The organism is Cupriavidus sp. 2KB_3, from assembly GCF_052115685.1.
Taxonomy (GTDB): Bacteria; Pseudomonadota; Gammaproteobacteria; order Burkholderiales; family Burkholderiaceae; genus Cupriavidus; species Cupriavidus campinensis.
Map to the genome: position 1 here is coordinate 1 of NZ_JBFRHD010000013.1, position 13,417 is coordinate 13,417.

A 13,417-nucleotide genomic window follows, 5' to 3' on the forward strand; every position below is an offset into this window, starting at 1 on the left:
GTCACGCCGCGAAACACCTTGCCGTCTGCGGTTTCTATCCGGTAGGGGATGTGCGGCAAACTCTCCCCGCTGTGCTCGTCCTTCAGCGTGAACTGCTCGTCGTAGAGTCCTGGTGGCTTCGGCAGGGGCTGCCTGGCCTCGCGCAGGCTAGACGCCCCCTGCTTTTGCATGGAGATGACCTTCAGGATGAGGTCGCCCGGCCCGCCAATGGTCACGTTTCCGTCGGCGAGCCGAACGAAGACCCCGCCACATTCGAGTACGAGTTCCCGCTTGGCGGCAATATGGACGGCGCCATCCACGCTGGTGATGCTGACGTCCTTGTCCGCAGCCATCGACATGGCGTCGCTTTGCGCCTGGATCTCTACGCGGCCCCTGCCCGCGAACAGCTTCATGCCAAGTTTTTGCGCGAACAGGGAAACCGCCTCCCCTGCTGCAACGGTGAATGTCTTGATCGCGCTCAGATCGATATTTCTCTCGGCGACAACGGCGATGCTTTCCCGGGCCGCGATCTGTGCGCCGCGCCCGGCGACGATACCGACCGACGCAGGCGCGCTCGCCAGGAGCGAAGGCTCCTTCAGTTGGTTGAGCGCGGCGATCGCCTCCTTCTGCGCATCGGTGTCTGCGGCTGCGGCATTGGCGGCTTTTGCGGAATTTGCGAGGGCACGCGCTACCTGTAGCGCGCTTTCGAGCTGTGCAATGGCGGCCTCCATCGCGAGTTGCTTCCCACCTGCCCGCGGCTGGTCATCGGCGGTGAGAAACAGCCCCTTCCCACCCCGTATCGCGCCCCAACCTGACGTGCGAAGCTCGAAGCCATCCCCGCGCTTCTTCCTCTTGCTATCCACCAAACACCCAAGGTTCAACTGGCTCTTGCCCGCATACTCGGTGGAAAGCTTGATCCCCTCCTGCCCCTCCCAGTCCTCGAAGCGCAGCTTGTTATTGCTCTGCGTACGAATCACGTTGCGCGAGAGCCAGCGGTCCTGGTTGGTGATCACGTCCCCGTGCTGGCTGTTGTGCTGCACGTGTGCGATGTAGGGCTTGTTGGGATTGCCGTCGCGGAAAGCGACGTCCACGTAGGTGCCGTCCACCAGCGGGAAGTGGAAGCCGGTCTGCCGCGCGCCCGCGAACGGCTTGGCCAGCGCCAGCGGCACGCTTTCGCCGCCCTTGGGCCATGCGTCGAAGTCGAAATCGAAGCGGACGATGTAGTGGCCGTGCTGGGTCAGGTAGGCGTACTTGTAATCGCCCGGCGACGTGACGCGCGCGCTCAGGGTGCCGGCAATGCGCGGCCATTTCGCCTCGTCCATCGGCAGGCGGAAGCGCCGGTCGGAAGGAATCGCCCGGTACGTATTGCGATAGGCGGCGTCGCGGGCGCCGGTGTGGATGACCTCGGTGATGACCTGACCATTGGGCGCGTCGGGCAGGGCCAGGTCCATGCGCAGGATACGCGCCGGGCAGAGCGCCAGCACGTTGCTCTCGCCCGCGTAGACCAGCTGTTCGGCAACCTTCGCCTCATGGCGCAGTTGCGCCTCCCATTTGGCATCGTCGAAGTTGAGATGATGGGCGCCGTAGACATAGGACTCGCCGTAGGTCGTCTTCTCCTTGCGTGCGACGTTGGCGTCGCCGGTAGGCCGCTCCCACGCCTTGTCGGGATTGAAATCCGCCACCCGGAATGATGCCGGGATGGTCTTCGCATGGGTCTGGAGCGCGAACACCGTTTCCTGCCCGGACTCCAGCCCCGCCGTCTCCCGGTACGGCACCCGCAGTTCCGGCTGGTAGAGGTAATGGTCGATGTCGTCACCGAAGACGATCATCTCGCCAAACTTGCCCGGGGTGAAATAGGAATAGATGCCGGATTGCTCCATCAGCAGCCGGATGTAGTCCCAGTCGGACATCCGATACTGCATGCGGAACGCAAGCTGCGGATACTTTCGCCGCAGCCGGAAGATGAACTGGTGACCCTTGAGTTCGTGGCGGCGCAGGATCGCCTCGATGATCTCCGGGAGGGTCTGCCGCTGGTAGATGCGGCTGGCCTGCGTGAGGCGCAACCGTGCCACGAGCGGCTCCACCACGATCTCGAAGCCGCAGAAATCGTGCGTCTGGCGGGTCTTGCTGAAATGCGTGATGCAGCCGGCGAACTTGCGTGGTTCGGCGCCGGCGTCCGGCTCGATGGAAAACGTTGCCGCTTTGCCCAGGTAGTCGGCCTGACTCAGTTCGAGCGGGTGCGTGAGCTGGATGGTGACGGCGTAGGGCTCGCCCAGGCGCTCCACGGCCTTGAAGGAGACCACGGACAGCGCCGCCGCGCTTGCCGCGCCGGGCACCGCCAGAAAATAGGCTTGTCGCCCGGTCAGCCCCTCGCCCAGCGCGCCGCTGTAAGCCTTCAGTTCTTCCCCAAGATCCGCCATGCCTTTGCGCTCCATTGTCAGCCTGATAAAGCCTGCTGCAAGGACAACGCATCGTGCGACGCGAGCCTTGCGCGCCGCACGATAAACGGATTCTTAGGGGGTGGAAATGCTTTGGCTTTGGTAACTCAGGGGCGTTTGATCAAGGCTCAATCGCCATGCAGATTCAGGGTTCTTCTATAGATAGATACCGCTGCGCGTGTTAGCGATTGCGACGGCATCCGCCGGAATCGGAAATCGCCCAGTTGCAATCGGACGTCGATGGCGGACAGCGTCACCACGCGATGCGCTGGCTAGGCCGGCAGGATGATCCCCTGCGTCCCGCAGCACGCGCGGGGCAGCGTCACGGTGAAGACCGTGGTGCCCAGGGCCGCCGACGAAGCGGCCTCCACGCTTCCGCCGTGCAAGGCGGCCAGCTCCCGCGAGATATAGAGCCCGAGGCCCAGCCCCTCGGCGCTGTCTCCGCCGCCCGAGCGGAACGCCTCGAAGACATGCGGCAGGGTCGCCCCATCGATCACCCCGCCATTGGTCACCGTTACCGCCAGGCGCTCGGCCGCCGTGCCATCCACGGCCACGACCACCGGCACCGCCGGGTCCCCATGATGCAGGGCATTGCCGACGAGGTTCGACAGCACCTGCGAGATCAGGTCCGGATCGATGGTCGCCAGCGTATCCCCCACGGTTTCCAGTACCACGCGCTCCTTGCCGTGCGACGCCTCGCACTCATCGACAATGGCCGCGCAGATCGCGCGCAGGTCTTCCTGGCGCGGCTCCAGCTTGACGCGCCCGCCGTGCAGCCGCGCCACGTGCAGCAGCTGGTCCACCATGCGCGCCATGCGCTGGCTGCTGCGCGAGATGCGGTCGGTGGCCGGCTTGAGCTTCTCCTCGCCGCCGAAGCGCCCCAGGAACGACGCCGACGCGATGATCGCCGACAGCGGTGTACGCAGGTCGTGCGCAAGCACCGCCATCAGCATCTCGTTGGTCTTGAGCAGTTGCTGGGCAGTTTCCAGCTGTTCGGCCAGCTGCTGTTTCTGCCGGGCCAGCTGCACGAATACGTCGACCTTGGCCGCCAGCACGCGCGCGTCGATCGGCTTGAACAGGAAATCGACCGCGCCGGAAGCGTAGCCGCGGAATGCCCGCGCGCTGTCCTCTCCGGCCGCCGTCAGGAACAGGATGGGGATATGGCTGGTGCGCTTGCTGCCGCGCATCAGCTCGGCCAGCTCGAAGCCGTCCATCTCGGGCATGTGTACGTCGAGGATGGCCAGCCCGAAGTCGTGCTCGAGCAGCAGTTCCAGCGCCTGCGCGCCGGAATTGGCGTGGACGATCTGCACATCGGGCTTGGCCAGCACGGCATCGAGGGCGGTGAGGTTGGCGGCGATGTCGTCGACGGCGAGGATCTTGATCGGAGCTTGCATGGTCAGGGTCATTCAGAAAACTGGGCCAGGCGCTGGCCGATTTGTTCCAGTGTCAGCACGCGGTCTGCCGCGCCCCGGTCGATGGCCTCCTGCGGCATGGTTTCCACGGCGGCGCTGTCCGGCGACTGCACCCACGCCCGGCCACCCGCCGCGCGAATCATCGCCAGGCCGCGCGCGCCATCGTCGTTGGCGCCCGAGAGCAGCACGCCGAGTACCCGGTCACGCCACGCCACCGCCGCCGACTCGAACAGCACGTCGATGGAGGGCCGCGAGAAGCGCACCGGCGGCTCCACGGAGAGCGCCAGTTCCACGTCCTCGGGCGCCTCCGGTACCCGCTCCACGAGCAGGTGGTAGTCCGGCGGCGCCAGGTAGAGATGGCCCGGCCGCACCGGCATCTTGTCCTCGGCCTCGCACACGGGCAGCGCGCAGCGCGCGCCGAACAGCTCGGGCAGCAGGCTGGGCTGGTTCGGATGCTGGTGCATCACGATCAGCAGCGCCGGCCGGAAGCCCGCCGGCAGCATCGGCAACAGCACGGACAACGCCTCGACGCCGCCGGCCGACGCGCCAATCACCACGGCGGCGCATCCGGCATGCCCTTGTGCATCGATCAGCCCTGCCATCGCGCCTCCTTCACAGCTTGCGGTACAGCCGCTCGCGCGGCACCAGTGGCTCGAAATCCCCCGCGTGGGCGCTGAAATGCAGGCTCTCCTTGCTGCCCAGCCCGAGGAAGCCGCGCCGCGCCAGCGCGTCGTGGAACAGGCCGATGGCGCGGTCCTGCAGCGCGCGGTCGAAATAGATCAGCACATTGCGGCAGGAAATCAGCTGGGCCTCCTGGAACACGCTGTCGGTGGCCAGGCTATGGTCGGCAAACACCGACTGGCGGATCAGCCTGGCGCTGAACTTGGCCTTCCCATAGGCTGCATGATAGTAGTCCGAGAGCGAGCGCCGCCCGCCCGCCGCCAGGTAGTTGGCGCCGAACGCCCGCAGGCGCCCCGCATCGTACACACCCGCCCGGGCGATGGCCAGCGCGTCAGGGTTGATGTCGGTGGCGTAGAACACCGTGCGCTCGGCCAGTCCCTCCTCCTCGAACAGGATGGCCAGCGACCACAATTCCTCGCCGCTGCTGCACCCCGCCACCCAGACATTGATCGACGGGTAGGTCTGGAGCACCGGCACCACGTGCTCGCGGATGGCGCAGAAGTAGGAGGGGTCCCGGAACATCTCGCTGACCTGCACCGTCAGGTATTGCAGCATGCGCGCAAACAGCGCCGGGTCGCGCAGCATGCGGTCCTGGAGTTGCGACAACGTCGCAAAGCCCAGGTCGTGCAGCGCCTGCTGCAACCGCCGCCGCACCGAGGCCCGCGCGTAGTGCCGGAAATCGTGCTGGTACTTGCGGAAGATCGCCTCGAGCAGCAGTTCCAGCTCGATCTCGAAATTGGCGTCGGGCAGCGCCGTCTCGCCGCGATCCACCACCGGCACGGGCAGTGGCAATGACACTGGCAATGACGGCGGCGGCAGCGGCGCGGCGTCCGGGGTGTTCAACTTTCGTGGAGCCATACGCGGCACAGGGACAGCAGTTGATCCACATCAATCGGCTTGGCGATGTAGTCGTTCGCCCCGGCGCGCAGGCACGCCTCGCGGTCGGACGGCATCGCCTTGGCGGTCAGCGCGATGATCGGCAGCCGCCCGTACTCGGGCATCTGGCGGATATGGCGCATGGCCGTGATGCCGTCCATCTCCGGCATCATGATGTCCATCAGGACGAGGTCCACGTCCTTGTGGCGCGCCAGCATGTCCAGTGCCTCGCGCCCGCTGCGGGCGATCTCCACGGTGGCGCCGAGCGGCTCGATCACCTTGGAGAGCGCGAAGATATTGCGCGCGTCGTCCTCCACCAGCAGCAGCTTGCGGCCGTCGAAGGCATCGTCGCGGCTGCGCGCGGCGCGCAGCATGCGCTGCTGCTCGGGCGGCAGCTGGGACTCCACGCTGTGCAGGAACAGCGTCACCTCGTCCAGCAGCCGGTCCGGCGAGCGCGCGCCCTTGATGATGATCGACTTCGAATAACGGCGCAGACGCTGCTCGTCCTCGGCCGACAGCTGCCGCCCGGTGTAGACGATGACCGGCGGCATCTGCGCGGCGCCATCGCTGGCCATGTGGGCCAGCAGGTCGTGGCCGGTGCCGTCCGGCAGCACCATGTCCATCACCACGCAGTCGAACGCGGCGCCGGCCAGCGCCTCGCGCGCGCCGGCCACGCTGCCGGCGGTAACGATCTCGGCCTGGACCGACTGCAGCAGCGCGCGGATGCTCTCGCGCAGCGCCGGGTCATCCTCGATCACCAGCACCCGGCGCTGGCCCGGCGCCATGCGCGCTTCCAGCCCGCGCATCACCTCGGCCAGCTTGTTGCGCTCACTCGGCTTGAAGGTGTAGCCGATGGCGCCGCGATGCAGCGCCGCTTCGGCGTGGTCGCTGACCGAGATCAGGTGCGTGGGGATGTGGCGCGTGGCCGGGTCGTGCTTGAGCCAGTCCAGCAGCGTCAGGCCCGACTGGTCTGGCAGCGCCACGTCGAGCAGGATGCCGCAGGGCTGGTGGTGGCGCGCCAGCTCCAGCCCGTGGCTCGACGTGGTGGCATGGATGCAGTCGAAATCCAGCTCGTGGGCGAGGTCGTAGAGGATGCCAGCGAAGTCGATATCGTCTTCCACGACCAGGATCAGGCGGTTGCCGCGCGTGCGATGGTCGCGGTCGTCGGCAATCGGCTGGGGATAGCCGGACGGCGACGGGCCCGGCCCGGCTTCGGACGCCTCCGGGGCAGGCACCGGCGCGGCCCGCGCCACCGGCGGCAGCGGCATGGCCTGCGACGGCGGGGCCTGAACCCGCTCGGGGGCGGCCGGCGGCGTGACCAGCCCGGCCTGCGTGGCGGCATCCGCCACCAGCGTGCGCGGCACGGTCAGCGAAAACACGCTGCCCTCCCCGGGCTCGCTGGCCACGGCAATCGCGCCGCCCAGCAGCCGCGCCAGCTCGCGCGAGATCGACAAACCCAGCCCGGTGCCGCCGTAGCGGCGGCTGGTGGTGCCGTCGGCCTGCTGGAAGGCCTCGAAGATGACCTGCTGCTTGTCGCGCGGAATGCCGATGCCGGTGTCGCGCACCTCGAAACGGATCGCATCGTCGCCCTGCGCGACCAGCGCCAGCGTGACCGAACCCTTCTCGGTGAACTTGAAGGCGTTGGATAGCAGATTCTTGAGGATCTGCTGCAGCCGCTGGCTGTCCGTGACGATGGCATCGGGCAGGCCCGGCATGCGCTCCACACGGAAAACCACGCCCTTCTGCTCGCCGACATGGTCGAACATCTGCGAAATCCGGGCGGTAAAGGCGTCCAGTTCCACCGCCTCCGGTTCGATGGTCAGGTGACCAGCCTCGATCTTGGAGAGGTCGAGGATGTCGTTGATCAGGTTCAGCAGGTCGGTATTGGCCGCGTGGATGGTGGCCGCATAGCGGACCTGCTCGTCGGTCAGCGTGCCGTCCTTGTTCTCCTGCAGCAGCTTCGCCAGGATCAGCGCGCTGTTCAGCGGCGTGCGCAACTCGTGCGACATATTCGCCAGGAACTCGCTCTTGTACTGGTTCGAGCGCTCCAGCGCCCGTGCATTGGCGGCCAGTTCGGCCTGGAAGGCGAGCATCTCGCGCTTCTGGGTCTCCAGCCGCTGGGTGTGCTCCTCCAGCTGGACGTTGGTCTGCTCGAGTTCGGCCTGCTGGGTTTCCAGCCGCGCCTGGGAGTCCATCAGCGCGCGGCCGCGCTCCTCCAGCTCCTCGTTGGAGACGCGCAGTTCCTCCTGCTGGACCTGCAATTCCTCGCTCTGGCGCTGGGTCTCGCCCAGCAGGTGTTCCAGCCGGCCCCGGTAGCTGGCGGCGCGCAGCGTCATGCCGACCGGCTCGCCGATGCGCTCCAGCAGTTCCACCACATCGGCGGTACCGCGCCGGGACGTGACGAAGCCCAGTTCGATCATCCCGACGACCTCGCCCTCGGCGGTCAGCGGCGCGGCCACGATCTCGGTGGGGCGCGTGCGGCCCAGCGCGGAAGCCACCGGGAGGTAGTCGGTCGGCAGCCCGCCCACGGCGATCACGCGGTTCTCGGTCACGGCCTGGCCGGCCAGCGTCTCGCCGGGCGCGAGGGTGGCCGGCGCGCGGTCCGCATCGGCCAATGCCCAGGTGGCCAGCCGGTGCAGGCGGCCATCCACGTACTGATAGACCACGCCCACGTGGGCATCGAGCGCATGCGCCAGCGCGCGCACCAGCGCATCGCCAACATTGCCGGCGGACTGCGCCGAGCGCACCTCCTGATGAATCCGCACCTGGGCCTGTTGCACCCACATCAGCCGCTGGATGGCGCCCTGGCCGACCAGGTAGCGGTAGATCACCACGGCCAGGAACCAGTTCACCAGGAAGCCGATGGAGCGATTGGCGATGGCGACGACGGGCGCGGCGCCGGGCGGCGAGACCACGTACCCAATCGCCAGCAGCACCGAGCTGACCGCCGCGGTGAGCAGCGGCAGGCGCGGGTTGTCCGAATAGAGCGACAGGCAGATCGGAATCAGGTAAAACAGCCACGCGGCCAGGCCGAGCGGCGTGAACGCATCCGCCGCGAAGACCACGGCAAGCGAGACAGGCACCAGGATCGTGCCAAACAGGAAGCGTTGCAGGGAAGTCGGTTGCATACCGGCAGGATCGATGGGATGGAAGCGGGCGGGCGCGGCGGCAGGCGTCCCGGCCCCCCGCCAGCATGCATGCCGGCCAGGGCGCTTTATCGTACCGTGCGACGGGCGCCGTGGCTGTCGGTGTCGCGCCGACAATTGCTGCAGCGCAGCGCCGCTACAATCGGCCGATCGCTGCCTTGCCGCCGTGCCGCCTTGCCGCCTTGCCGGCATCCCCGGAGCCGCCATGCCCCCTGTTGACGCTGACCCCAACGCCCCCGACGCCCCCGCCACCCGCGCCCTGGCCCATGTGGCCGCGCGCAGCCACGGCGCGCCGCTCGACCCCGGCTGGCGCGTGACGCTGAATTTCCACCCAGACCGGCTGCACGCCGGCGTGCCGCTGCTCGCGGCCATGGCCGCCGATGGCGTCTATCGCTCCCAGTTCGAGACCGGCACCAGCAACGGCGGGCTGACCGCCCACCCCGGCGGGGACCGCTGGCACTGGGAAAGCCGGATGTTCGGCCAGGCCTACGACACCGCGCCGCCGGCCGAGCGCCCCAAGTACGGCGCGCTCAACCATCGCCATCGGCCCGAAGGGGGCTCGCCGCGCTTTGGCGCCTGCCATCTGCGGCTGGTGGCGGGCGTGCTGGCGCGGACCACCTTCTGCTACCCGGACAGCGTGTTCGATCCGGTGCATTTCGGCGTGGCCGAACGGCTGGATCTGGTGGACCGGCTACATGCCGAGCCGCCGGACGATCCGCTCGACCACTATATAGAAGCGCATGTGCACGGCCCGCTGGGGCTGGCGCGCGACGTGGAGGCGCTCGTGCTGGACCCGTCGTACCAGGGCACCGAGACCGAGGCGCTGGCCCGCGCCCTGCCCTGCCCGGTGGCATGGCATGCGGGTTTCTCGGCAACTGCCGATGACTTGCGCGCCCAGCCTGACTATCGCGGCGCCCACATCGCCGAACTGGCCGCGACGCTGGCCGGCAGCGAGCCGCTCACCCCGGCCACGATCGGCGCCGCCGCCCGCACGGGCCGCCACGATCCCCAGCAGTTGAAGAAGGTCTGGCACTTGCTGGCGCGCTTCGGCAACCGGAATTGATCACAACACCAGCAGCAGCACCCCGCAGAGGCCCAGCGCGGCGGTCCAGATCCAGTCGAGATTGACCCAGCCGGTGCGCAGGAAGGCCACGCCGACGCGATCGTAGACCACCAGCGCCACGGCACAGATGGCCGCGAGCATCGCCGCCGTGTGCAGGCCCAGCGCCAGCATGGCGGGACCGAGCGCGCCGGCGGCGTCGAACTGGGTGGCCCCGGGCGTGGCGCAGATCGGCATCAGCGCCGGCACCAGCATCAGCCCGGCGCCGTGCATGCCAGCCATCAGGAACGACCAGCCCGCCAGCCCCAGCATGCCGGCCCGCATGCCCACGCGCGGGCGCATACGGTGCCCGCGCGCCACGTGCCAGATCGCCCAGCCCAGCAGCACTGCGCCGGCCACGCGCGCGAAGCCGGTGTGCGGCAGCACGCTGCCCACCCAGAGCGCCACGCCCACGGCCAGCGCCACCGCAGCCGCGTGGCCCAGCGCAATCGGCACCAGCGACCACAGCACCACGCGGCGCTGGCCCCGCTGCAGGCCCAGCGCCACGGCGAACAGCCATCCCATGGCGGGGTTCAGGCCGTGGAACAGGCCCAGCCCCGCAATCGTCAGCCAGGGCCACCACGCACTCCATGTTGCCGTCCATGTAGGCGTCCACGTCTGCATGCGCGCCCCCCGGGAAGGCTAGGGAAAGCAGTAGGAATCCGACGAGCAGTCGCCGCCCTGCAGGCGCACCTGGTGCGGACGATGGCTCTTGGGCCAGTCGAGGAAAAAGCGCGGGTCGAAGGCGATGCCGCCGTCGGGCGCGGCATCGAGCTTGACCATCCAGCCGTCCAGCCCCTCGGGGTAGAACTGCGGATCGACCGCGCCATAGAGCGAATTGGTGAAGTAGACGCGCCGGCCGTCCCGGCTGACCTCCACCATCTGCGGCCCGCCGTTCAGGCTGCGGCCCGGCGCGCCCGGATGCCCGGCCCGCGCGACGATGCCGCCAATCCGCACCTTGCCGGTGAGCTTCGGGGCGAAGGGGTCTGAGACGTCGTACTGGAGCAGGTCGCCCGTACCCCAGCAGGACACGTAGAGGAAGCGGTCGTCCATCGACAGGTCGATGTCCGTGACCAGCGGCGGCACCGCGCCGAAGCCCTTGAGCATCGGCGGGAGCTGGTCCGGGTCGGCTGGCTCGGCGGGGATGTCGATGATCTTCTTCACCGCCCACTGATCGCCGTCGCGGTACCAGGTCCAGATCGACGAGGACAGGTCCTTCAGGCACAGCACGCAGTTGACGAAGCCGTAGGCCTTGGTCGGGTCGTGCGCGGGGCGCAGTTCGAAGACCAGCTGGTAGTCCGGGCCGAAATCGATCTCCTGGAGATGCCTGCGGCCGGTGAAATCCCAGAAATGGAGCTTCCGGCCGTAGCGCGCGCCGAGCAGGATGTCGGCGACCAGGCCGTCCTCGATCATGTCCGGCGTGCCCCACTCGCTTGTCACGAGCGTGTCATAGCCCAGGTGCCACCATCCGTCATAGGCGAAATACTGGGGACCGCGCTCCACCTCCCATTGGCCGAGCGGGTCGAAGCTCTGGGCGTCCAGCATGGCGATGCCGCCCGGGCCCTTGCCTTCGGCGTTGCCCAGCGCCGTCACGTAGATGCCGCCCGGGCCGCAATGCACCGTGTGGGGACGGCTGTAGCCGGTGCGCTCGGCCAGTTCCTCGGGCTCGATTACCCGGCAGATGGCCGGCTGGCGCGGGTCCGGGCCGGTATCGAGGATATAGATACGGGAGGAACGCAGGCCCGGCACCACGAGATAGCGCCGCGCCATATGGGGATGCGGCGCGTTGGGACACAGGCAGGATGAGCAGGCATTCCACCCGAAATGGTGCAGTTCGTCGCCGGCATGGGTCATGGTCACCTGCCCGACGATCTGCGCGTACGTGGCCGATGCGGGGTCCACGTCCACCACGGCGATGCCGTCCGGCTGCTGGCGCCCGGGGTCGAACATCGCCACGTAGGCCAGGGTCTCGGGCGGCGCCTTGGCGGCCAGCCGCGGAGACGGGTAAAAGCTCGGGTCGGGCTTCCAGGTGGCCATGATGCGCCTCCGGTGGACTGCGGGCTTGAACTATAGGACATGCCCGGCCCATGTGACGTCCATGATCCTTGCGTTCAGACGTCCTATCCCAAGGTGTTATGGCGGGCAGGCGCCCTTTATCGGCACGATAGCCGTTCTCCTAAATTGCTGAAATCGCGTTCGGAATGACTGACACCTATCGCCTTTATTGATCAATACGATATGACTTGGTGCCGTCGTTCTGCGATAGTGCTTTTCAACACCCCCTGCCCCAAAAAAGGAAATGCCATGAACAAGCTTACGACCGCCTTCGGCGCGCCCGTCGTCGACAACCAGAATATTCAGACCGCTGGTCCGCGCGGCCCAGCCCTGTTGCAGGACGTATGGTTCCTGGAGAAGCTGGCCCACTTCGACCGCGAGGTGATTCCCGAGCGCCGCATGCACGCCAAGGGGTCGGGCGCCTACGGCACCTTCACGGTCACGCATGACATCACCAAGTACACGCGCGCCAAGCTGTTCTCCGAAATCGGCAAGAAAACCGAACTGTTCCTGCGCTTCTCCACGGTGGCCGGTGAGCGTGGCGCGGCCGATGCCGAGCGCGATATCCGTGGTTTCGCGATGAAGTTCTATACCGAGGAAGGCAACTGGGACCTGGTTGGCAACAACACCCCGATCTTCTTCCTGCGCGACCCGCTGAAGTTCCCCGACCTCAACCACGCCGTCAAGCGCGACCCGCGCACGGGCATGCGCAGCGCCGACAACAACTGGGACTTCTGGACCAGCCTGCCCGAGGCCCTGCACCAGGTCACCATCATCATGAGCGACCGCGGCATCCCCCGCTCGTGGCGCCACATGCATGGCTTCGGCAGCCACGCCTATAGCTTCATCAACGCCAACTACGAGCGCCACTGGGTGAAGTTCCACTTCCGCACGGAACAGGGCATCCAGAACCTGACCGATGCCGAAGCCGCCGAGATCACCGGCGGTGACCGCGAGTATCACCAGCGCGACCTGTACGAATCCATCGAACGCGGCGAGTTCCCGCGCTGGAAGCTGTTCATCCAGATCATGTCGGAAGCCGAGGCTGGCAAGTACCGCGTCAACCCGTTCGACCTGACCAAGATCTGGTCGAAGAAGGACTTCCCGCTGATCGAAGTGGGCGTGATGGAGCTGAACCGCAACCCCGAGAACCATTTCGCGGAGGTGGAGCAGGCCGCGTTCGCGCCGTCGACCATCGTGCCGGGCATCGGCTTCTCGCCGGACAAGATGCTGCAGGGCCGCCTGTTCTCGTATGGCGACACCCAGCGCTACCGTCTGGGCGTGAACCATTCGATGATCCCGGTCAACGCGCCGAAGGCCGCCAAGTACGTGAACAGCTATCACCGCGACGGCCGCATGCGCATCGACGACAACCAGGGCGGCAAGACCTCCTACGAGCCGAACACGCGTGGCGAGTGGGTCGAGCAGCCGGATTTCCGCGAGCCGCCGCTGACGCTGGAAGGCAGCGCCGACCACTGGAACCATCGCGTGGACGACGACTACTTCTCGCAGCCGGGCGACCTGTTCCGCCTGATGACGCCGGCCCAGCAGCAGGTGCTGTTCGATAACACGGCCCGCTCCATCAAGGGCGTGTCGCGCCATATCCAGCAGCGCCATATCGAGCACTGCACCAAGGCCGACCCGGCCTACGGCCAGGGCGTAGCCGCCGCGATCGAGCGGATCGAAGGCCGGAAGTAAGTCGCAACCGGGCACTCCGGGGCTCCGGCCCCG

Annotated in this window: 9 protein-coding genes; 2 read left to right on the forward strand and 7 right to left on the reverse strand. The window is 67.5% G+C overall.

Translation table 11 applies throughout. The annotated features are described in order from the left end of the window. From AB4120_RS15190 to AB4120_RS15210, 5 genes are all read right to left on the reverse strand, one after another. A partial coding sequence (locus tag AB4120_RS15190) for a type VI secretion system Vgr family protein (protein WP_441642541.1) occupies positions 1–2,399 on the reverse strand: 2,399 nt, incomplete at its 3' end. A gap of 290 nt (positions 2,400–2,689) precedes the next feature. Next, on the reverse strand, positions 2,690–3,811 hold the full coding sequence (locus AB4120_RS15195; RefSeq protein ID WP_149138375.1) for a hybrid sensor histidine kinase/response regulator: 1,122 nt from the start codon (positions 3,809–3,811) through the stop codon (positions 2,690–2,692). 8 nt (positions 3,812–3,819) lie between these two features. Next, positions 3,820–4,431 (reverse strand): chemotaxis protein CheB, encoded by a 612-nt coding sequence (locus tag AB4120_RS15200; RefSeq protein ID WP_149138376.1) that lies wholly within the window; start codon positions 4,429–4,431, stop codon positions 3,820–3,822. A gap of 10 nt (positions 4,432–4,441) precedes the next feature. After that, entirely contained in the window at positions 4,442–5,368 is a 927-nt protein-coding gene (locus AB4120_RS15205; protein ID WP_149138377.1) for a CheR family methyltransferase, read from the reverse strand. After that, positions 5,350–8,514 carry a response regulator gene (locus AB4120_RS15210; protein WP_149138378.1) on the reverse strand — a complete coding sequence of 1,055 codons (3,165 nt, stop codon included), beginning with the start codon at positions 8,512–8,514 and terminating at the stop codon, positions 5,350–5,352. The genes AB4120_RS15205 and AB4120_RS15210 overlap by 19 nt, the downstream gene beginning before the upstream one ends. A gap of 223 nt (positions 8,515–8,737) precedes the next feature. Here AB4120_RS15210 and AB4120_RS15215 point away from each other — a divergent pair, with 223 nt between their 5' ends. Then, positions 8,738–9,595, forward strand: a complete 858-nt coding sequence (locus AB4120_RS15215) for a DUF3626 domain-containing protein (protein WP_187645291.1) — start codon at positions 8,738–8,740, stop codon at positions 9,593–9,595. On the opposite strand, the gene AB4120_RS15220 is transcribed toward AB4120_RS15215, so the two are convergent. Continuing rightward, on the reverse strand, positions 9,596–10,255 hold the full coding sequence (locus AB4120_RS15220) for a hypothetical protein (protein ID WP_149138379.1): 660 nt from the start codon (positions 10,253–10,255) through the stop codon (positions 9,596–9,598). It lies immediately after the preceding gene. A gap of 18 nt (positions 10,256–10,273) precedes the next feature. Next, positions 10,274–11,668 carry a selenium-binding family protein gene (locus AB4120_RS15225; protein WP_149138380.1) on the reverse strand — a complete coding sequence of 465 codons (1,395 nt, stop codon included), beginning with the start codon at positions 11,666–11,668 and terminating at the stop codon, positions 10,274–10,276. Positions 11,669–11,935: 267 nt separating this feature from the next. Here AB4120_RS15225 and AB4120_RS15230 point away from each other — a divergent pair, with 267 nt between their 5' ends. Then, on the forward strand, positions 11,936–13,384 hold the full coding sequence (locus AB4120_RS15230; protein ID WP_149138381.1) for a catalase: 1,449 nt from the start codon (positions 11,936–11,938) through the stop codon (positions 13,382–13,384). Positions 13,385–13,417: the final 33 nt, after the last annotated feature.

What these genes read in the sequence shown, in the direction of transcription:
- AB4120_RS15195 (WP_149138375.1), bottom strand. Translation starts at nt 3,811, where the DNA reads ATGCAAGCTCCGATCAAGATCCTCGCCGTCGACGACATCGCCGCCAAC.
- AB4120_RS15200 (WP_149138376.1), bottom strand. Translation starts at nt 4,431, where the DNA reads ATGGCAGGGCTGATCGATGCACAAGGGCATGCCGGATGCGCCGCCGTG.
- AB4120_RS15205 (WP_149138377.1), bottom strand. Translation starts at nt 5,368, where the DNA reads ATGGCTCCACGAAAGTTGAACACCCCGGACGCCGCGCCGCTGCCGCCG.
- AB4120_RS15210 (WP_149138378.1), bottom strand. Translation starts at nt 8,514, where the DNA reads ATGCAACCGACTTCCCTGCAACGCTTCCTGTTTGGCACGATCCTGGTG.
- AB4120_RS15215 (WP_187645291.1), top strand. Translation starts at nt 8,738, where the DNA reads ATGCCCCCTGTTGACGCTGACCCCAACGCCCCCGACGCCCCCGCCACC.
- AB4120_RS15220 (WP_149138379.1), bottom strand. Translation starts at nt 10,255, where the DNA reads ATGCAGACGTGGACGCCTACATGGACGGCAACATGGAGTGCGTGGTGG.
- AB4120_RS15225 (WP_149138380.1), bottom strand. Translation starts at nt 11,668, where the DNA reads ATGGCCACCTGGAAGCCCGACCCGAGCTTTTACCCGTCTCCGCGGCTG.
- AB4120_RS15230 (WP_149138381.1), top strand. Translation starts at nt 11,936, where the DNA reads ATGAACAAGCTTACGACCGCCTTCGGCGCGCCCGTCGTCGACAACCAG.